The 19,698-nt window shown below is 70.4% G+C and carries 12 protein-coding genes; 9 read left to right on the top strand and 3 right to left on the bottom strand.

What is annotated here, in order from left to right; translation table 11 throughout:
- The 9 genes from ACFVYN_RS39420 to ACFVYN_RS39380 form a co-directional block, all read left to right on the top strand.
- On the top strand, nucleotides 1-3,628 hold a 3,628-nt coding region (locus ACFVYN_RS39420), incomplete at its 5' end, for a HAMP domain-containing protein (RefSeq protein WP_390007321.1).
- Nucleotides 3,629-3,872: 244 nt separating this feature from the next.
- A complete protein-coding gene (locus ACFVYN_RS39415; RefSeq protein WP_352382458.1) occupies nucleotides 3,873-4,556 on the top strand; it encodes a response regulator in 684 nt (227 codons plus the stop codon).
- A gap of 118 nt (nucleotides 4,557-4,674) precedes the next feature.
- The gene (locus tag ACFVYN_RS39410) at nucleotides 4,675-7,398 is read left to right on the top strand and encodes a DNA translocase FtsK (RefSeq protein ID WP_390007316.1); all 2,724 of its coding nucleotides are present in this window, start codon (nucleotides 4,675-4,677) and stop codon (nucleotides 7,396-7,398) included.
- A gap of 244 nt (nucleotides 7,399-7,642) precedes the next feature.
- A complete protein-coding gene (locus ACFVYN_RS39405; protein WP_390007314.1) occupies nucleotides 7,643-8,479 on the top strand; it encodes a helix-turn-helix domain-containing protein in 837 nt (278 codons plus the stop codon).
- A gap of 94 nt (nucleotides 8,480-8,573) precedes the next feature.
- Nucleotides 8,574-10,070 (top strand): 30S ribosomal protein S12 methylthiotransferase RimO, encoded by a 1,497-nt coding sequence (gene rimO, locus ACFVYN_RS39400; RefSeq protein ID WP_390007311.1) that lies wholly within the window; start codon nucleotides 8,574-8,576, stop codon nucleotides 10,068-10,070.
- On the top strand, nucleotides 10,067-10,906 hold the full coding sequence (gene pgsA, locus ACFVYN_RS39395) for a CDP-diacylglycerol--glycerol-3-phosphate 3-phosphatidyltransferase (protein WP_390007308.1): 840 nt from the start codon (nucleotides 10,067-10,069) through the stop codon (nucleotides 10,904-10,906). The genes rimO and pgsA overlap by 4 nt, the downstream gene beginning before the upstream one ends.
- Nucleotides 10,903-11,448 (top strand): CinA family protein, encoded by a 546-nt coding sequence (locus ACFVYN_RS39390; RefSeq protein WP_390007306.1) that lies wholly within the window; start codon nucleotides 10,903-10,905, stop codon nucleotides 11,446-11,448. Before pgsA ends, ACFVYN_RS39390 begins: the two co-directional genes overlap by 4 nt.
- A gap of 109 nt (nucleotides 11,449-11,557) precedes the next feature.
- Nucleotides 11,558-11,938, top strand: coding sequence for a helix-turn-helix transcriptional regulator (locus tag ACFVYN_RS39385; protein ID WP_352382446.1), 381 nt, complete (start codon nucleotides 11,558-11,560; stop codon nucleotides 11,936-11,938).
- Between the two features lie 208 nt (nucleotides 11,939-12,146).
- The gene (locus ACFVYN_RS39380) at nucleotides 12,147-12,473 is read left to right on the top strand and encodes a hypothetical protein (protein ID WP_390007303.1); all 327 of its coding nucleotides are present in this window, start codon (nucleotides 12,147-12,149) and stop codon (nucleotides 12,471-12,473) included.
- On the opposite strand, the gene ACFVYN_RS39375 is transcribed toward ACFVYN_RS39380, so the two are convergent.
- The 3 genes from ACFVYN_RS39375 to ACFVYN_RS39365 form a co-directional block, all read right to left on the bottom strand.
- Nucleotides 12,421-13,185, bottom strand: coding sequence for an SDR family NAD(P)-dependent oxidoreductase (locus tag ACFVYN_RS39375; RefSeq protein ID WP_390007300.1), 765 nt, complete (start codon nucleotides 13,183-13,185; stop codon nucleotides 12,421-12,423). The two genes, ACFVYN_RS39380 and ACFVYN_RS39375, sit on opposite strands and share 53 nt — an antisense overlap.
- A gap of 32 nt (nucleotides 13,186-13,217) precedes the next feature.
- Nucleotides 13,218-14,111, bottom strand: coding sequence for an Fpg/Nei family DNA glycosylase (locus ACFVYN_RS39370; RefSeq protein WP_390007298.1), 894 nt, complete (start codon nucleotides 14,109-14,111; stop codon nucleotides 13,218-13,220).
- 456 nt (nucleotides 14,112-14,567) lie between these two features.
- Entirely contained in the window at nucleotides 14,568-19,529 is a 4,962-nt protein-coding gene (locus tag ACFVYN_RS39365) for an ATP-dependent helicase (protein ID WP_390007296.1), read from the bottom strand.
- Nucleotides 19,530-19,698 lie beyond the last annotated feature (169 nt).

The raw sequence follows: 19,698 nt of genomic DNA, 5'->3' as shown, positions 1-19,698 counted from the left end.
GTCGCAGAAGATCGACGTCGACGCGCGCGGCGAGATCCTGGAGCTGAAGAACACCATCAACACGATGGTCGACCAGCTCTCCGCCTTCGCCGACCAGGTGACCCGCGTGGCCCGCGACGTGGGTACCGAGGGCCGGCTCGGCGGACAGGCGCAGGTGCCCGGCGTCGCCGGTGTCTGGCGCGACCTCACCGACTCCGTGAACGGAATGGCAGGAAACCTCACTGCCCAGGTGCGCAACATCGCCCAGGTGGCCACCGCGGTGGCCCGGGGTGACCTGTCGCAGAAGATCGACGTCGACGCGCGCGGCGAGATCCTGGAGCTGAAGAACACCCTCAACACGATGGTCGACCAGCTCTCCAGCTTCGCCGACCAGGTGACGCGGGTGGCCCGCGAGGTGGGCACCGAGGGCATTCTCGGCGGACAGGCCGAGGTGCAGGGTGTCTCCGGCACCTGGAAGGACCTCACGCAGTCCGTGAACTTCATGGCGAACAACCTGACCATTCAGGTGCGCAACATCGCCGAGGTCACCACCGCGGTCGCCAAGGGCGATCTCTCGAAGAAGATCACCGTCGACGCGAAGGGCGAGATCCTCGAGCTCGTCACCACCGTCAACACGATGGTCGACCAGCTGTCGTCCTTCGCCGAGCAGGTGACCCGGGTGGCCCGTGAGGTGGGCACCGAGGGGCAGCTGGGCGGTCAGGCGCGGGTTCCGGGTGTCACGGGCATCTGGAAGGACCTCAGCGACAACGTGAACCTGATGGCCAACAACCTGACCATGCAGGTGCGCAACATCTCCCAGGTCGCGAACGCGGTCGCCAACGGCGACCTCACGCGGACGGTGACGATCGAGGCGCGCGGCGAGGTCGCGCAGCTCGCCGACACCTTCAACACCATGGTCAAGACGCTGAGCTCGTTCGCCGACCAGGTCACCAAGGTGGCCCGCGAGGTGGGCACGGACGGCATCCTGGGCGGTCAGGCCCGGGTGCCCGGTGTGGCCGGCACCTGGAAGGACCTCACCGAGTCCGTGAACCAGATGGCGTCCAACCTGACCGGTCAGGTGCGGAACATCGCCATGGTGACCACGGCCATCGCCAAGGGCGACCTGACCAAGAAGATCGACATCGACGCCCGCGGCGAGATCCTGGAGCTGAAGACGACCATCAACACGATGGTCGACCAGCTGTCGTCCTTCGCCGAGGAGGTCACCCGGGTCGCCCGCGAGGTGGGTACCGAAGGACAGCTCGGCGGCCAGGCACGCGTGCGTGACGTCGACGGCACCTGGCGCGACCTGACCGAGTCCGTGAACGAAATGGCAGGAAACCTTACCCGGCAGGTACGGGCCATCGCGCGGGTCGCCACCGCGGTGACCCGGGGCGACCTGAACCTGAAGATCGACGTGGACGCGTCCGGCGAGATCCAGGAGCTCCAGGACTACATCAACAAGATGATCGCCAACCTGCGCGACACCACGATCGCCAACAAGGAGCAGGACTGGCTCAAGGGCAACCTGGCCCGTATCTCGGCGCTCATGCAGGGCCGCCGGGATCTGGAGGACGTGGCCTCGCTGATCATGAGCGAGCTGACGCCGGTGGTGACCGCGCAGCACGGCGCGTTCTTCGTGGCGATGCCGCTCCTGGACGGCAAGGACATGAGCACCGAGGCCGAGGACCAGTACGAACTGCGGATGCTCGGGTCGTACGGCTACTCGATGGGCTCGATGCCGACGTCGTTCCGGCCCGGGGAGGCGCTCATCGGGACGGCCGCGGAGGAGAAGCGCACGATCCTGGTGGAGAACGCGCCCAGCGGCTATCTGAAGATCTCCTCCGGACTCGGAGAGGCGCCGCCCGCGCAGGTGATCGTCCTTCCGGTGCTGTTCGAGGGCAAGGTGCTCGGTGTCATCGAGCTCGCGTCCTTCACACCCTTCACACAGATCCAGAAGGACTTCCTCAACCAGATCGCCGAGATGATCGCGACGAGCGTCAACACCATCTCCGTCAACACCAAGACCGAGGTGCTGCTGAAGCAGTCCCAGGAGCTGACCGAGCAACTTCGGGAGCGGTCGGCCGAGTTGGAGAACCGGCAGAAGGCCCTCCAGGCGTCCAACGCCGAGCTGGAGGAGAAGGCGGAGCTGCTGGCCCGGCAGAACCGCGACATCGAGGTCAAGAACACCGAGATCGAGGAGGCGCGGCAGGTCCTGGAGGAGCGCGCCGAACAGCTCGCCGTGTCCATGCGGTACAAGAGCGAGTTCCTGGCCAACATGTCGCACGAGCTGCGGACGCCGCTGAACTCGCTGCTGATCCTCGCCAAGCTGCTCGCCGACAACGCGGACTCCAACCTCACCCCGAAGCAGGTCGAGTTCGCCGAGACCATCCATGGCGCGGGCTCCGACCTGCTCCAGCTCATCAACGACATCCTCGACCTGTCGAAGGTCGAGGCGGGCAAGATGGACGTCTCGCCGACACGTATCGCGCTCGTGCAGCTCGTGGACTACGTGGAGGCCACCTTCCGGCCGCTGACCGCGGAGAAGGGCCTCGATCTGTCCGTGCGGGTCTCGCCCGAGCTGCCCGCCACGCTGCACACCGACGAGCAGCGGCTGCTCCAGGTGCTGCGCAACCTGCTGTCCAACGCCGTGAAGTTCACCGACTCCGGGGCCGTCGAGCTGGTGATCCGGCCCGCCGGGCGGGAGGTGCCGGTGGCGATCCGGGAGCAGTTGCTGGAGGCCGGTTCGCTGCGCGACCCGGACGCCGACCTGATCGCGTTCTCGGTGACCGACACCGGTATCGGCATCGCGGCCAGCAAGATGCGGGTGATCTTCGAGGCGTTCAAGCAGGCCGACGGCACGACCAGTCGCAAGTACGGCGGCACGGGACTCGGGCTGTCGATCTCGCGGGAGATCGCGCAACTGCTCGGCGGAGAGATCCACGCGCAGAGCGAGCCGGGACGGGGATCGACGTTCACGCTGTATTTGCCGCTGCACCCCAGCGAACTCCCGCCGCAGGGCTACCAGCACTCCATGCCCGCTCTGGACCCGGGCGACCTGGTGGCGTCCACGTCGGAGAACGGGCGGTCCGGGGTCGAGGTCGAGACGCCCGCCGAGGTGAGGTCGTACCAGGAGACGCAGAACGGTGCCGCTGCGCTCTTCAGGCGCCGTCGCAGGACCGCACCGGCCCTCGAACAGCGGATCGGGCAGCCGGACCAGTGGTCGGCGGTGGAGCACCAGAGCACGCCGCAGCCGCGCCGGGGCATCCGGTTCGGCGGCGAGAAGGTGCTGATCGTCGACGACGACATCCGCAATGTCTTCGCGCTCACGAGCGTCCTCGAACAGCACGGACTGTCGGTGCTCTACGCCGAGAACGGCCGTGAGGGCATCGAGGTGCTGGAACAGCACGAGGACGTGGCGGTCGTCCTGATGGACATCATGATGCCCGAGATGGACGGGTACGCGACGACCAACGCGATCCGCAGGATGCCGCAGTACGCCGGACTCCCGATCATCGCGCTGACCGCCAAGGCGATGAAGGGCGACCGGGAGAAGGCGATCGAGTCGGGCGCCTCCGACTACGTGACCAAGCCGGTCGACCCCGATCATTTGCTGTCGGTGATGCAGCAGTGGATGCGGGGGGAGTGAGAGGAATCGGCGACGTCCACGCGGAGTTGCTGACTCAGTGTGTCCGGCGCCGTGTAGAAGTACGGGATTCGGGGAACCTTCTGGTCTCTCACTACGTTTCTGCTACGTGCACAGTGACATCACGGTGACAGGGTGTGGCGACAGACAGGGTGCGGCTACGATGACCGGCACAAGGACGGGCGGCGAAAGGGAGTCGTCCCCAGGGGCGGCACCCGGTGCACATCCGGGGCGAGGAGGGCGGGCCATGGTGCAGAAGGCCAAGATCCTCCTGGTCGATGACCGGCCGGAGAATCTGCTGGCGCTGGAGGCCATCCTCTCCGCGCTCGATCAGACACTGGTGCGGGCATCGTCCGGGGAGGAAGCGCTCAAGGCGCTGCTCACGGACGACTTCGCGGTGATTTTGCTGGACGTCCAGATGCCGGGCATGGACGGCTTCGAGACCGCGGCGCACATCAAACGGCGGGAGCGGACCCGGGACATCCCGATCATCTTCCTCACCGCCATCAACCACGGGCCGCACCACACCTTCCGGGGATACGCGGCCGGTGCGGTGGACTACATCTCCAAGCCGTTCGACCCGTGGGTGCTGCGCGCGAAGGTCTCGGTGTTCGTCGAGCTCTACATGAAGAACTGCCAGCTGCGGGAGCAGGCGGCGCTGCTGCGGCTCCAGTTGGAGGGCGGCGGAGGCAGGGCGGCAGTAGGGGACGCGAAGGAGCCGGCGGGTCTGCTCGCCGAGCTGTCCGCGCGGCTCGCGGCGGTCGAGGAGCAGGCCGAGGCACTCTCCAAGCAACTCGACGACGAGTCGGCGGACGCGGCCGCGGTCGCCACCGCGGCCCATCTCGAACGCAAACTCACGGGGTTGCGGCGGGCGCTGGACGCGCTGGAGCCGGGCACCGGGAGTTCGCCGTCGGTGCCCTCGCAGAACTGACGCTCGCCGACGGATCTCTTGAGGTCGCGTCAGTTCAACACCTCTCCAGGCGCGACACGAACGGGTGAAGCAGTGGCCACACGTGTCCGCGGTCGTCTCCACCGGTAATCTCCCACCTATGGCCTCACGTCCCTCCGCAGCCAAGAAGCAGCCCGCCAAGAAGGCTGCCGCTCCCGCGAAGGGTCCGGCGCGGAAGGCCCCCGCGAAGAAAGCACCGGCGAAGAAGGCGCCCGCCAGGAAAGCCGCGGTGAAGAAGGCGGTGCCACCGAGGCCGGCGCCCAGCCCGACCGGAGGCGTCTACCGCCTCGTCCGGGCCGTCTGGCTCGGCATCGCCCATGCCGTGGGCGCGGTGTTCCGCGGCATAGGGCAGGGCGCGAAGAACCTCGACCCCGCGCATCGGAAGGACGGCGTGGCACTCCTGTTGCTCGCCCTCGGCCTGATCGTGGCCGCCGGCACCTGGTCGAACCTGCGCGGACCCGTCGGCGACCTCGTCGAGATCATCGTGACCGGCGCCTTCGGCCGGCTCGACCTGCTCGTGCCGATACTGCTCGCGGTCATCGCCGTGCGGTTCATCCGGCACCCCGAGAAGCCCGAGGCCAACGGCCGGATCGTGATCGGCCTGTCGGCGCTCGTCATCGGTGTGCTCGGCCAGGTCCACATCGCCTGCGGCTCACCGGCCCGCAGCGACGGCATGCAGGCGATAAGGGACGCCGGCGGCCTCATCGGCTGGGGAGCGGCCACCCCGCTGACGTACACCATGGGCGAGGTCCTCGCCGTACCGCTGCTCGTGCTGCTGACGGTCTTCGGGCTGCTCGTCGTCACGGCCACCCCGGTCAACGCCATTCCCCGGCGGCTGCGGGAGCTCGGTGTGCGGCTCGGGATCCTCCCCGAGCCTGAGGACGGCGCACTCGGCGAGGACGACGAGCGCTACGACGAGCAGTGGCGCGAGGCGCTGCCCGCGCGTGGGCGCAGGCGAGGCCCCGCGCCCGAGGCGTACGACCCCGACGGAGCGGAGCAGCAGGCCCTCACGCAGCGTCGTGGACGCCCACGGCGGTCCGCGGTGCCGCAGCCCGCGATGGACCGGCAGATGGACGCCGTGGACATCGCCGCGGCCGCCGCGGCCGACCTGGACGGCGTCGTGATGCACGGCCTGCCGCCCTCGCCGCTGGTCGCCGACCTCACCCACGGCGTGAGCGTGGGTGACCGGGTGGAGACGACCCCCGTACCCACTTCGGTCCCGGCCGCGCGGCCCAAGCAGGAGGCGCGCCCGAAGCAGGAGAAGCTCAAGGTCGAGGTCGCCGACCTCACCAAGCCCGCTCCCGAGGCTCCGAGCGAACTGCCGCCCCGCGCGGAGCAGCTCCAGCTGTCCGGCGACATCACCTACGCGCTGCCCTCCCTCGACCTCCTGGAGCGCGGTGGTCCCGGCAAGGCGCGCAGCGCGGCGAACGACGCCATAGTCGCCTCGCTGACGAACGTCTTCACGGAGTTCAAGGTCGACGCAGCCGTCACCGGCTTCACGCGCGGGCCGACGGTCACGCGCTACGAGGTCGAGCTCGGACCCGCCGTGAAGGTCGAGCGGATCACCGCGCTGGCCAAGAACATCGCGTACGCCGTCGCCAGCCCCGACGTGCGGATCATCAGCCCGATCCCCGGCAAGTCCGCGGTCGGCATCGAGATCCCCAACACCGACCGGGAGATGGTCAACCTCGGTGACGTGCTGCGCCTCGCGGCGGCCGCCGAGGACGACCACCCCATGCTGGTCGCGCTCGGCAAGGACGTCGAGGGCGGCTATGTCATGGCCAACCTGGCGAAGATGCCGCATGTGCTCGTCGCCGGAGCCACTGGTTCCGGTAAGTCGTCGTGCATTAACTGCTTGATCACTTCCGTCATGGTTCGCGCGACCCCCGAGGACGTGCGCATGGTCCTGGTCGACCCCAAGCGCGTGGAGCTGACGGCCTACGAGGGCATCCCGCACCTGATCACGCCGATCATCACCAACCCGAAGCGGGCCGCCGAGGCGCTCCAGTGGGTCGTACGCGAGATGGATCTTCGCTACGACGACCTGGCGGCGTACGGCTTCCGGCACATCGACGACTTCAACGAGGCCATCAGGAACGGCAAGGTCAAACTGCCCGAGGGCAGTGAGCGGGAGCTCCAGCCGTACCCGTATCTGCTGGTGATCGTCGATGAGCTCGCCGACCTGATGATGGTCGCCCCGCGGGACGTCGAGGACGCGATCGTGCGGATCACGCAGCTCGCGCGCGCGGCCGGCATCCACCTGGTGCTCGCCACCCAGCGGCCGTCGGTGGACGTCGTCACCGGTCTGATCAAGGCGAACGTGCCCTCCCGGCTCGCCTTCGCCACCTCCTCGCTCGCCGACTCCCGGGTCATCCTCGACCAGCCGGGCGCCGAGAAGCTGATCGGCAAGGGTGACGGACTGTTCCTGCCGATGGGCGCCAACAAGCCCACCCGTATGCAGGGCGCCTTCGTGACCGAGGACGAGGTCGCGGCGATCGTCCAGCACTGCAAGGACCAGATGGCACCGGTCTTCCGGGACGACGTCGTCGTGGGCACCAAGCAGAAGAAGGAGATCGACGAGGAGATCGGCGACGACCTCGACCTGCTGTGCCAGGCCGCCGAGCTGGTCGTCTCCACGCAGTTCGGGTCGACCTCGATGCTCCAGCGCAAGCTGCGGGTCGGGTTCGCGAAGGCCGGTCGGCTGATGGACCTGATGGAGTCCCGGGGCATCGTCGGGCCCAGCGAGGGATCCAAGGCTCGTGACGTTCTTGTGAAGGCCGACGAACTGGACGGAGTGCTCGCGGTCATCCGCGGGGAGGCTTGATGGGAGCCCGGAGCGGGTGCAGCCACCGATGTCCGATCGTGACTCACCCGTAAGGGATCATCGAGCAACCGTTTCCCTTCGGCGTACGTCAAGTTGAGGGAAGCGAAAAGCCGCTGCCCCACCATCGGTGTGTTCGGCCATTCCGATGGCGTACAAAGTCCCACCGCCCGGTTGCCCCACCCTTTCGTACCCCCCCTAGACTGAATCCCCAGCACAGGTGGCTAAACGCTCGAAAGGCGCCCCCGTGTCCATCGGCAACTCCCCTGAAGACGAGCGTCCGTTCGAAGACGACCGGCAGGAAGCCCGCCTCTCCGTCGGCCACGCCCTGAAACAGGCGCGGATCGCGGCCGGGCTGACCGTCGACGACGTCAGCAACGCCACCAGGGTCCGCATCGCCATCGTGCATGCCATCGAGGCGGACGACTTCGCCCCCTGCGGTGGCGATGTGTACGCCCGGGGCCACATCCGGACCCTGGCCAAGGCCGTCCACCTGGATCCGGCCCCCCTGCTGGACCAGTACGCCGCCGATCACGGTGGTGGACGCCCGGCGCCGACCCCCGCCGCCCCGCTGTTCGAGGCGGAGCGCATCCGTCCCGAGCGCCGTGGGCCCAACTGGACCGCGGCCATGGTGGCCGCGATCGTCGCCGTGGTCGGCTTCGTCGGGTTCACCGCCTTCAAGGGCGGCGACGGCGGCGGGACGACCCAGGTCGCCGACGGCACCACGCCCGCCACGAGCAAGTCCCCGACACCCAAGTCCGACAAGACCCCCGAGAGCCCGAAGCCCACGCCGTCGGACAGCGCCATCGCGGCGGCGCCCCAGGACAAGGTGACCGTGCAGGTCAGCGCCCCCGACGGAAAGAGCTGGATCCTCGCCAAGGACCACAACGGCCGGACCCTCTTCGACGGACTGCTCACGCAGGGCGACAGCAAGACCTTCCAGGACAGCGACAAGATCAACCTCGTCCTCGGTGACGCCGGGGCGATCCAGCTGTACGTGAACGGCAAGAAGATCGACGACGACTGGCAGCCCGGAGCCGTGGAGCGCCTGACGTACACGAAGGGCGACCCTCAGGTCGGCTAGGCATCTGTTCGGTTTCCGTCGAGAAGGGGTTGGCCGGGAGATCGGCCAACCCCTTCGACGTGGGGTGTCAGTGGGACGAAGTAGTCTTGAGCCCATGCCTGAACGCCGTACCGTCGCACTCGTCACTCTTGGCTGCGCCCGCAACGAGGTGGACTCGGAGGAGCTCGCAGGCCGTTTGGAGGCGGACGGCTGGGATCTCGTGGAGGACGCCTCAGACGCGGATGTCGCCGTCGTCAACACCTGTGGCTTCGTCGAGGCCGCCAAGAAGGACTCGGTCGACGCCCTCCTGGAGGCCAACGACCTCAAGGGACACGGCAGAACCCAGGCCGTCGTCGCGGTGGGCTGCATGGCCGAGCGGTACGGCAAGGATCTCGCCGAGGCGCTGCCGGAAGCGGACGGAGTGCTCGGCTTCGACGACTACGCCGACATCTCCGACCGGCTCCAGACGATCCTCAGCGGTGGCATCCACGCCGCGCACACCCCGCGCGACCGGCGCAAGCTCCTGCCGATCAGCCCCTCCCTGCGCCAGGAGTCGGCGGCGTCCGTCGCGCTGCCCGGACACGGGCCGGCCGCCGAAGCCCCCGAGGCGGCTCCCGCCGACCTTCCCGAGGGGCTCGCTCCGGCCTCCGGCCCCCGTGCGCCCCTGCGCCGCCGTCTGGACGGCTCTCCGGTCGCCTCGGTGAAGCTCGCCTCCGGCTGCGACCGGCGCTGCTCCTTCTGCGCCATCCCGTCCTTCCGCGGCTCCTTCATCTCCCGCCGCCCCTCGGACGTCCTCAACGAGACGCGCTGGCTGGCCGAGCAGGGCGTCAAGGAGATCATGCTGGTCTCCGAGAACAACACCTCGTACGGCAAGGACCTCGGCGACATCCGCCTCCTTGAGTCCCTCCTGCCCGAGCTCGCCGAGGTCGACGGTCTCGAACGTGTGCGCGTGAGCTACCTCCAGCCCGCCGAGATGCGGCCCGGCCTGATCGACGTGCTGACCTCCACGCCCAAGGTCGTGCCCTACTTCGACCTGTCCTTCCAGCACTCCGCCCCCGACGTGCTGCGCGCGATGCGCCGCTTCGGCGACACCGACCGCTTCCTGGAGCTCCTCGACACCATCCGCGGCAAGGCCCCCGAGGCCGGCGTCCGCTCCAACTTCATCGTGGGCTTCCCCGGCGAGACCGAGGGCGACCTCGCCGAGCTGGAGCGGTTCCTGAACGGCGCGAGACTGGACGCCATCGGCGTCTTCGGGTACTCCGACGAGGAGGGCACCGAAGCGGCGACGTACGGGAACAAGCTGGACGAGGACCTAGTCGCCGAGCGCCTGGCGCGTGTCTCCCGGCTCGCCGAGGAACTCGTCTCGCAGCGCGCCGAGGAGCGTGTCGGCGAGACCGTGCACGTCCTGGTCGAGTCCATCGACGAGGAGGGTGTGTACGGCCGCGGTGCGCACCAGGCGCCCGAGACCGACGGCCAGGTGCTGCTCACGAGCGGCGAAGGTCTCAGTGTCGGTCGTATGGTCGAGGCGAAGGTGGTCGGTACGGAAGGTGTCGACCTGGTGGCCGAGCCGCTCGACGGCTCGCTCGCGTGTAGTGAGGAGGCGGGCAGATGACCGGAGTTCCGGCGTCCGCTGCGGGTGGCCCCTCCGCCGCGAAGGGCGGACCGGCGGGCGCGGTCTCGGGCGCCGCGTCCGGCGCGGCACCGAGCACTCCCACGGACCTGGTCTCCGGTACGGCTGCCGACGTGCGCCCCAGTGCCGTCCCCGAAGTGGGGATCGTTGCCGGAGCGGCCTCGGAGGCCGACCTCGACTCCGGCGCGAAGCCCGCGCGCGGGGGGAAGATCGCGGCCGCGGCCGTCAACCAGGCCAGCGTCTGGAACATCGCCAACCTGCTGACCATGCTCCGGCTGGTCCTCGTGCCCGGCTTCGTCGCCCTGATGCTGGCCGACGGCGGACACGACCCCGCGTGGCGCTCGTTCGCCTGGGCGGCCTTCGCGGTCGCCATGATCACCGACCTGTTCGACGGGCACCTGGCGCGCGCCTACAACCTGGTCACGGACTTCGGGAAGATCGCCGACCCCATCGCCGACAAGGCGATCATGGGGGCGGCGCTGATCTGTCTCTCCGGGCTCGGCGACCTGCCCTGGTGGGTGACGCTCGTCATCCTCGGCAGGGAACTGGGGATCACCCTGCTGCGTTTCCTCGTCATCCGGTACGGCGTGATCCCGGCGAGCCGGGGCGGCAAGCTCAAGACCCTCGGCCAGGGCATCGCCGTAGGGATGTACATCCTGGCGCTGACGGGGTGGCTGGCCACCGCGAGGTTCTGGGTGATGGCTGTGGCGGTCGTGCTGACCGTCGCGACCGGACTCGACTATGTGAGACAGGCCATTGTGCTGCGGAGGCAGGGAATCGCCGAGCGCAAGGCGGCGTTGGAGGAGACGGAAGCGTGAATTCCCCGGCCGCTCAAGTGGTGCAACTACTCACCGTGAAGGGTCAGACGCTCGCGGTCGCCGAGTCGCTCACCGGCGGGCTGGTTGCGGCGGAAATCACAGCGACCCCCGGGGCGTCCCAGGCGTTCCGGGGTTCGGTGACTGCCTACGCCACCGAACTGAAGCATGAGCTGCTGGGGGTCGACGCCACCCTGCTGGACCAGAGGGGTGCGGTGGATCCGCAGGTCGCGGCCCAGATGGCGGCCGGAGTGCGCAAGGCACTCGGCGCCGACTGGGGCATCGCGACCACCGGAGTCGCGGGCCCCGAACCGCAGGACGGCAAGCCCGTCGGAACGGTCTTCGTGGCTGTCGACGGGCCCTCCGCGGGCGCTTCCGAGGCAACGAATGGCGGGAAAGTGACCGCGCTGCGGTTGAACGGCGACCGCGCGGAAATTCGTATGGAGAGTGTACGGAGCGTACTCGCACTCCTCTTGGAGGAGCTCGCGAGCGAACAGACCGGGAACGAGCGGGCACAGGATACGGAACGGAACGGGGGGTTTTGATGTTTGCAGCCCTGAGTGAACACGACATCGCTCCCCGCACGGCCGCGGCGCAAGGCGGTACGGTGGGGCGTGAAGGATGCGGCTACGCGGTCCGAGGAGGGAGCCACCGATGATTCTGCTCCGTCGCCTACTGGGTGACGTGCTGCGTCGGCAGCGCCAGCGCCAGGGCCGTACTCTGCGCGAAGTCTCCTCCTCCGCCCGAGTCTCACTCGGCTATCTCTCCGAGGTGGAGCGGGGGCAGAAGGAGGCTTCCTCCGAACTGCTCTCCGCGATCTGCGACGCGTTGGACGTACGGATGTCCGAGCTCATGCGGGAAGTGAGCGACGAGCTCGCCCTCGCCGAGCTGGCCCAGTCTGCTGCGGCCACCCCCCGCGAGCCCGTACCGGCGCCCGTGCGCCCGATGCTGGGTTCCGTGTCGGTGAAGGGTGTGCCACCGGAACGAGTGACCATCAAGGCGCCGAGCGAAGCGGTGGACGTCGTCGCGGCGTGACGCTCGCGCTCGGTGTGCCGTGAGCTGATGGCTCGCCGAGAGGAAGTCTGCGAGGCCCCGGACGGGTTTCTCCAGCTGGTCTGGAGAGGCGCCGGTCGGGGTTTTCGTGCATCTTGGAGCGACGGCCGCGCCGGTGCGTCCGTGTGCCCTTGGTGCGCCCTCCCCGGGGATGGGGCGGCCGTCTAGCGTCCGGCCTGGAGGTGGCTGCATGGCGGGGCCGACAGTACGCCGGGGGATGGCTCTCGGGCTCGGGGCACTGTGGTGGTGCGCTGTGGCGCGGCTGGTGCTGGCGCCGGACGCCGGGGTGCTCGAAGGGGCGGTCGCGGCGGGTGGGTGGGGGCTGAGTCTGCTGCCGGTGCACTGTGTGCCGAAGGCGCGGGCCGCGAGAGCCGTAGCGGCTGGGCGGTGGCGTCAGGCGTGGCGGGCGGGGAGGCCCGCGGGGGCGGTCGTGCAGGCCGTGCAGGCCGACGAAGAGGGGGCGGCTACCACGGCATCGCCACCCCGCCGTTCGGGCGGAGGATCTGGCCCGTCGTGAAGGACGAGGCGTCCGAGGCCAGGTACAGCACCGCGTGTGCGATGTCCTCCGGTTCGCCCACGCGCTTGAGCGGGGACATGCGGGACATGAGTGCCTCGGTGTGGGCCTGGGCCTCCTCGTCGTGGCGGTCGGTCATGGGGGTGCGGATCCAGCCGGGTGCCACGGCGTTGACCCGGATGCCGTACTGGCCGACCTCGGTGGCCAGGGTCTTCGTGAGCTGGACGACGGCCGCCTTGGCCGCGCCGTAGCAGAGCAGGCCGGCGCCGCCCGTGTCCACGGCGCCGGAGGCCATCGTGATGATGCTGCCTCCCGTCCCCCGGTCGAGCATCACGCGGGCCGCCTCCTGGCAGGCGTGGAGCACACCCTTGAAGTTGACGGCCAGGACACGGTCGAGGTCCTCGTCCGTCGTCTCCAGGACCGGGCTGCTGTGCATGATCCCGGCGACCGCGGCCAGGACGTCCAGGCGCTCGCAGGAGGTGATGGCCTGGCGGAGCTGTTCGCGGTCGGTGACGTCGAGGGGGTGGGTGTGAGCGGTGCCGCCGGCGTCCTTGATCAAGGTCGCCGTCTCGTGCAGCCCCGACGCGTCGAGGTCGGCGCCGTGGACGGTGGCGCCCGCCTCGGCGAGCAGGACGGCACTCGCGCGGCCGATGCCGCTGGCGGCGCCGGTGACGAACGCGGTGCGTCCGGTGAGGTCGTACGCGCTGACGGCCATGGAGCGACCGTACGAGTATTTCTGACGGGGCGTCAATTGGTCGTACGGCGATGGGTTGGGCGTTGGGCGCCGCGGGTGCTTTCACCTGGTGCCCTGTGGTGTGGGCTCGGGGTCGGACCGATCTGGCAGTGCGGGCACCAGTACGTGGGGCGTTCTCGGGAGCCGTCGCCCTGGTCGGCGACGCGGATCGAGGTGTGGCAGCGCAGGCACGGGCGGGGGGCGCGGCCGTAGACGAACAGGTCCTTGCCGCGGCGGCTGGTCGTGCCGATCGGGCCGGTCGGGCCGGTCGTACTGCGGACCGGGCGGTCGCGGTTGGCTTCCAGGAGCTTCTTGGCGAGCGCGGGGAGCTGTGCGGCGCGGTCTGCGGGGAGGGCGCCGATGGGGAGCCAGGGGGTGGCGCCGAGCAGGAAGCAGAGTTCGCTCTTGTAGACGTTGCCGATTCCGGCGAGATTGCGCTGGTCCAGGAGTGCCTCGCCGAGGGGGCGGGCGGGGTCCTGGAGGAGGTTGGAGAGCGCCCGTTCCGGGTTCCAGTCCGGGCCGAGGAGGTCGGGGCCCAGGTGACCGACGGCCTTGTGCTCGTCCGTGGTGCGGAGCAGTTCGAGGACGGGGAGGCGGTAGCCGACGGCTGTGCGGTCGGCGTTGGCCAGGATCGCGCGGATCTGGTGGGTGGGGCCGCCTGTCCAGCGCTGGTTTTCCGCGTAGACCTTCCAGGAGCCGTCCATGCGGAGGTGGGAGTGGAGGGTCAGGCCGCCTTCGATGCGGGTGAGGAGGTGTTTGCCGCGGGGGGTGACGTCCAGGACTTTGCGGCCTGTGAGGTCGGCTGTGGCGTATTTCGGCACTCTCAGGTCGCTGCGGGTCAGCACCTTGTCCGCGAGGGCGGTGTGCAGGCGCTGGGCGGCTTGCCAGACGGTGTCTCCTTCGGGCATGGGTCAAGGGTGGCATGGGGGAGGGGTGGGGAGGGGGTCTGGTGCGGGTGGGGTGGGGTGGGGTGCGGGTGGTGGGTGCGTTCTCGGCCTCGGCTTCGCCTTCGGCCGGTTTGTTCCCACTCGCGCCACCGTGCGGGATTCGTGGTCGGGTGCGGGTGGCCCCTGTGGGGCGTGCTCGCCGTCGGCGGCTGCGGGGGCGTTCGTGTGGTGTGGTTCGCGGGCGCGGGGCGGCGGCGCCTTGTGGTGGCCGGGGCCGGGGCCGGTGCGCTGATGTTCGCGAGGCTGGGAGGCCGGGCGAGGGTGTGCTGGGCTTCGCGGCGGACCGGAGCCATTGAGCTGGGTGTCGCGACGTCGCCCGGGGCGGGTGCTGGCGGGTGTGTGGTCGATGGAGAGGCGGCCGGGTGCACGGTTCGTGTGTCGATCATGGCCGGGGCGCTGCGCTAACGGGGGGTGAGGTCAGGCGCGTAGGCGTAGGCCCCGTGGAGTGGCGATGAAGCCTGCTGTCTCCAGGAGGGTGCCCAGGGGGGAGGTCAGGGCCGAGGTGCCGTTGATGCGTTCCACCGTGACGGTGCCCAGGGAACCGGCCTTGGCGGCTGCGGCGAGGGCCTCGGACGCCGTGCGGAGGCGGGGATCGTCGGTCGGGGTGGTGTCGGGAGCGGAGGGCCAGGCCAGGAGGGTCTTGCCGCCCCGCTCCATGTAGAGCGTGAGCTCGCCGTCCACGAGGACCACGAGGGAGCCGGCCTTGCGGCCCGGCTTGTGGCCGGCCTCGGTCGGGGGGTCGGGCCAGGGGAGGGCGGCGCCGTAGGCGTTGGCGGGGTCGGCGGCGGCGAGGACCACGGCTCGGGAGGCGTCGGAGGCGGTCTGCCTGCGGCTGCCGAAGCCGGAGCCGTACGAGGGGGTGGTGCCCTGCCAGTGCTGGGGGGTGGGCTGGGGTGGGTAGTCGCGCGGTGAGATGTACTCGTCGCGGGAGGCGGGGGACGCGGGGGACGGGGAACCGGATGTGAGGGTCGGGTCGGTTTCCGGGCCGGGTCCGTCGGGGTGGTCGAAGGCGCGGGTCCAGTCCCAGTCCTCGGTCGCGGGGTCGCCTTGTGCGCGGTTGTGGGTTGCCTCCGGTGTCTCGGATGCCACGTCCGAACCCCAGATGTCGGGAGCGCCGCTCTCCGGCAGCGGCTCGCCGCGGTCTCGGGCGTTGGACACCGCGCGGAGGCGGTCGACCGCGCCGTCCATGGCGAACTGGGCGGCGCCGAGGCCCTCCACCACATACCCGCGGCGGGCCTGGCCGCTGTCCTCGAAGGCGGAGAGGATGCGGTACGTCGCCGAGAAGCCGCCCTCCACACCCTCCGCCGACACGGCTCCCCGGGTGACCACTCCGTGCCGGTCGAGGAGGGTCCGGGCCAGGGCGTGGGCGCGCACGGTCGGGTCGGCCTCACGGGGCGGGAGCAGGGACCAGCGGCCGGCGACGGTCGGCGGGCCGGTGCGGGAGGCGGGGCGGGCGGCCGCGGTGAGGGAGCCGTAGCGGCCGCGGGGGATCGTGCGTTTGGCGCGGTGGGCGGTGGCACCGGCGGTGCGGCCGGAGCCCAGCAGGGACCGCAGGGGGGTGAGGGTGTCGTTGGTGAGCCGTCCGGACCAGGCCAGGTCCCATACGGCGTCGGCGAGTTGGGGGTCGGTGGCGTCGGGGTGGGTGGTGGCGCGGACCTGGTCGGCGATCTGGCGGAAGAACAGGCCGTAGCCGCCGGTGAGGGCGTCAAGGACGGACTGGTGGAGGGCCGTCAGCTCCAAGGGGTGGGGCGGTGACAGCAGGAGGGGGGCCGCGTCCGCCAGGTACAGGGAGACCCAGCCGTCCTTGCCCGGGAGCGCGCCCGCTCCCGCCCACACGATCTCTCCCGCGGCGGTGAGCTCGTCGAGCATGGCCGGGGTGTAGTTCATGACGCGGGACGGCAGAACGAGCTTCTCGAGGGCGGAGGCGGGCACGGAGGCGCCCTGCAACTGCTCCACGGCACGTACCAGCCCGTCGATGCCGCGCAGGGAATGGCCCTTGCCGATGTGCTGCCACTGCGGCAGGAACTGGGCGAGGGCCGCCGGCGGCACCGGTTCGAGTTCGTGCCGCAGGGCGGCCAGGGAGCGGCGGCGCAGGCGGCGGAGCACGGTCGCGTCGCACCATTCCTGGCCGATGCCCGCCGGGTGGAACTCTCCCTGGACGACACGTCCGCTCGCGGCCAGGCGCTGCAACGCACCCTCGGTGACCGCCGTGCCCAGGCCGAAGCGAGTGGCGGCCGTCGCGGAGGTGAAGGGGCCGTGAGTGCGGGCGTAGCGTGCGAGGAGGTCACCCAGAGGGTCCTTGACCGGTTCGGTGAAAGCCTCCGGGACGCCGACCGGCAGGGCTGTGCCGAGGGCGTCGCGCAGGCGCCCCGCGTCCTCGATCGCCGCCCAGTGGTCGGCGCCGCCCACCCGGACCTTGATCGCGCGACGGGCTCGGGCGAGTTCTCGCGCCCACGGTGGTTCGGCGCCGCGCTCGGCCAGCTCGGCGTCCGTGAGCGGGCCGAGGACGCGGAGGATGTCCGCGACGCCCTCGATGTCCTTGATCCTGCGGTCCTCGGTGAGCCACTGGAGTTCTCGCTCCAGCTCGGTCAGCACCTCGGCGTCGAGCAGCTCACGCAGCTCCGCCTGGCCCAGCAGCTCGGCCAGCAGACGCGAGTCCAGCGAGAGGGCCGCCGCGCGGCGCTCGGCGAGGGGTGAGTCGCCCTCGTACAGGAACTGGGCGACGTAGCCGAAGAGGAGGGAGCGGGCGAAGGGGGAGGGCTCGGGGGTGGTGACCTCGACCAGGCGGACCCTGCGGGACTCCAGGTCGCCCATCAGCTCGACGAGGCCGGGGACGTCGAAGACGTCCTGGAGGCACTCGCGGACCGCCTCCAGGACGATCGGGAACGAACCGAACTCGCTCGCCACCTGGAGTAGTTGGGAGGCACGCTGGCGCTGCTGCCACAAGGGGGTGCGCTTGCCGGGGTTGCGGCGCGGCAGCAGGAGCGCCCGGGCGGCGCATTCGCGGAAGCGGGCGGCGAACAGGGCCGAGCCGCCGACCTGGTCGGTGACGATCTGGTCGACCTCGCCCTTGTCGAAGACGACGTCAGCGGCGCCCACCGGAGCCTGTTCGGCGTCGTACTCGGTGCCGCTCCTGCTCGGTTCCCGGTCGAGGAGGTCCAGGCTCATCAGGTCGGCGTCGGGCAGTCGCAGGACGAGGCCGTCGTCGGCGTGCATGACCTGGGCGTCCATGCCGTAGCGCTCGGAGAGCTTGGCGCCGAGGGCGAGGGCCCAGGGGGCGTGCACCTGGGCGCCGAAGGGGGAGTGGACGACGACCCGCCAGTCTCCGAGTTCGTCCCGGAAGCGCTCCACGACGATCGTCCGGTCGTCCGGGACATGGCCGCAGGCCTCGCGCTGCTCGGCCAGGTACGAGAGGACGTTGTCCGCCGCCCACGCGTCCAGGCCCGCCGTGAGGAGGCGCAGGCGGGCGTCCTCCTTGGACAGGGAGCCGACCTCGCGGAGGAACGCGCCCACCGCGCGGCCCAGTTCGAGGGGGCGGCCCAACTGGTCGCCCTTCCAGAAGGGGAGCCTGCCGGGGACGCCGGGGGCGGGGGAGACCAGGACACGGTCGCGGGTGATGTCCTCGATGCGCCAGGAGCTGGTGCCGAGCGTGAAGACGTCCCCGACGCGGGACTCGTAGACCATCTCCTCGTCGAGCTCGCCGACCCTTCCGCCGCCCTTCTTGGGGTCGGAGCCGGCCAGGAAGACGCCGAAGAGGCCGCGGTCGGGAATGGTGCCGCCGGAGGTGACGGCGAGGCGCTGGGCGCCGGGGCGACCGGTGATCGTGCCGGCGATGCGGTCCCAGACCACGCGCGGGCGCAGTTCGGCGAAGGCGTCGGAGGGATAGCGGCCCGCGAGCATGTCGAGGACCGCGGTGAAGGCGGACTCGGGGAGGGAGGCGAAGGGGGCCGCCCTGCGGACCATGGCGAGGAGGTCGTCGAGCTGCCAGGTGTCCATCGCGGTCATGGCGACGAGCTGTTGGGCGAGGACATCCAAGGGGTTCGCGGGGACCTTGAGGGACTCGATGGAGCCGGTCCGCATGCGTTCCGTGACGACTGCTGCCTGGACCAGATCGCCTCGGTACTTCGGGAAGACCACGCCGGTGGAGACCGCGCCGACCTGGTGGCCCGCGCGGCCGACGCGTTGCAGGCCGGAGGCCACGGAGGGGGGCGACTCGACCTGGATCACCAGGTCCACGGCGCCCATGTCGATGCCGAGTTCGAGGCTGGACGTGGCCACCACGGCCGGGAGCCGGCCCGCTTTGAGGTCCTCCTCGACCAGGGCGCGCTGTTCCTTGGAGACCGAGCCGTGGTGGGCGCGGGCGATGACCTGGGGCGCGCCCTGGGCCGCGCCCGAGCCGCCCATGAGTTCGGCCGGGGCGTGGTGTTCGTCCAGGGGTTCGCCGGTGGCCCGCTCGTAGGCGATCTCGTTGAGACGGTTGCACAGGCGTTCCGCGAGGCGGCGGGAGTTCGCGAAGACGATCGTGGAGCGGTGGGACTGGACGAGGTCGGCGATCCGCTCCTCCACGTGGGGCCAGATGGAGGGGCGTTCCGCGCCTTCGTTGCCCTCGGCGACCGGGGAGCCGCCGAGTTCGCCGAGGTCCTCCACCGGGACCACGACGGAGAGGTCGAACTCCTTGCCGGACTTCGGCTGGACGATCTCCACCTTGCGCTGGGGTGAGAGGTAGCGGGCGATCTCGTCCACCGGCCGGACCGTGGCGGAGAGGCCGATGCGTCGGGCCGGCTTCGGGAGGAGTTCGTCCAAGCGCTCCAGGGACAGGGCCAGGTGGGCGCCGCGTTTGGTGCCGGCCACGGCGTGGACCTCGTCGAGGATCACCGTCTCGATGCCGGTGAGTGCGTCCCGGGTCGCCGACGTCAGCATCAGGAACAGGGATTCCGGGGTGGTGATCAGGATGTCCGGGGGGCGGGTGGCCAGAGCCCGGCGCTCGGCCGGAGGGGTGTCGCCGGAGCGGATGCCCACCTTGATCTCGGGCTCGGGGAGGCCCAGGCGGACGGATTCCTGGCGGATGCCGGTGAGGGGGCTGCGCAGGTTGCGCTCCACGTCGACGGCGAGGGCCTTGAGGGGGGAGACGTACAGGACTCGGCAGCGCTTCCTGGGATCCGCGGGCGGGGGAGTGGAGGCCAGCTGGTCCAGGGCGGCGAGGAAGGCGGCCAGGGTCTTGCCGGAGCCGGTGGGGGCGACGACGAGCACGTCCGAGCCCTCCGCGATGGCCTGCCACGCGCCGGCCTGGGCGGTGGTGGGCGCGTCGAACGCCCCCGTGAACCAGCCGCGGGTGGCGGGGGAGAAGCCGTTCAGGGCTCGGTGTGCAGGGCTGACCATGCGTCCATCCTGCACCCGGCCACTGACATTGATGCTGATACTCAGGTTCCGGTGATCGTGGCCCAGCCACTGACTGACGCCCTGCTGGGTTGTCTTCCCGTTGTTGTGCCCGGTCGCCGGGACCTGTTCTCATGGCTCCGGCCGGGCGGAACATGACCTGATAGGAGCT

It is taken from the genome of Streptomyces sp. NPDC058307 (assembly GCF_042880295.1).
In the GTDB taxonomy this organism is placed as follows: domain Bacteria; phylum Actinomycetota; class Actinomycetes; order Streptomycetales; family Streptomycetaceae; genus Streptomyces.
This window is presented reverse-complemented; position numbering and strand designations above follow the sequence as displayed.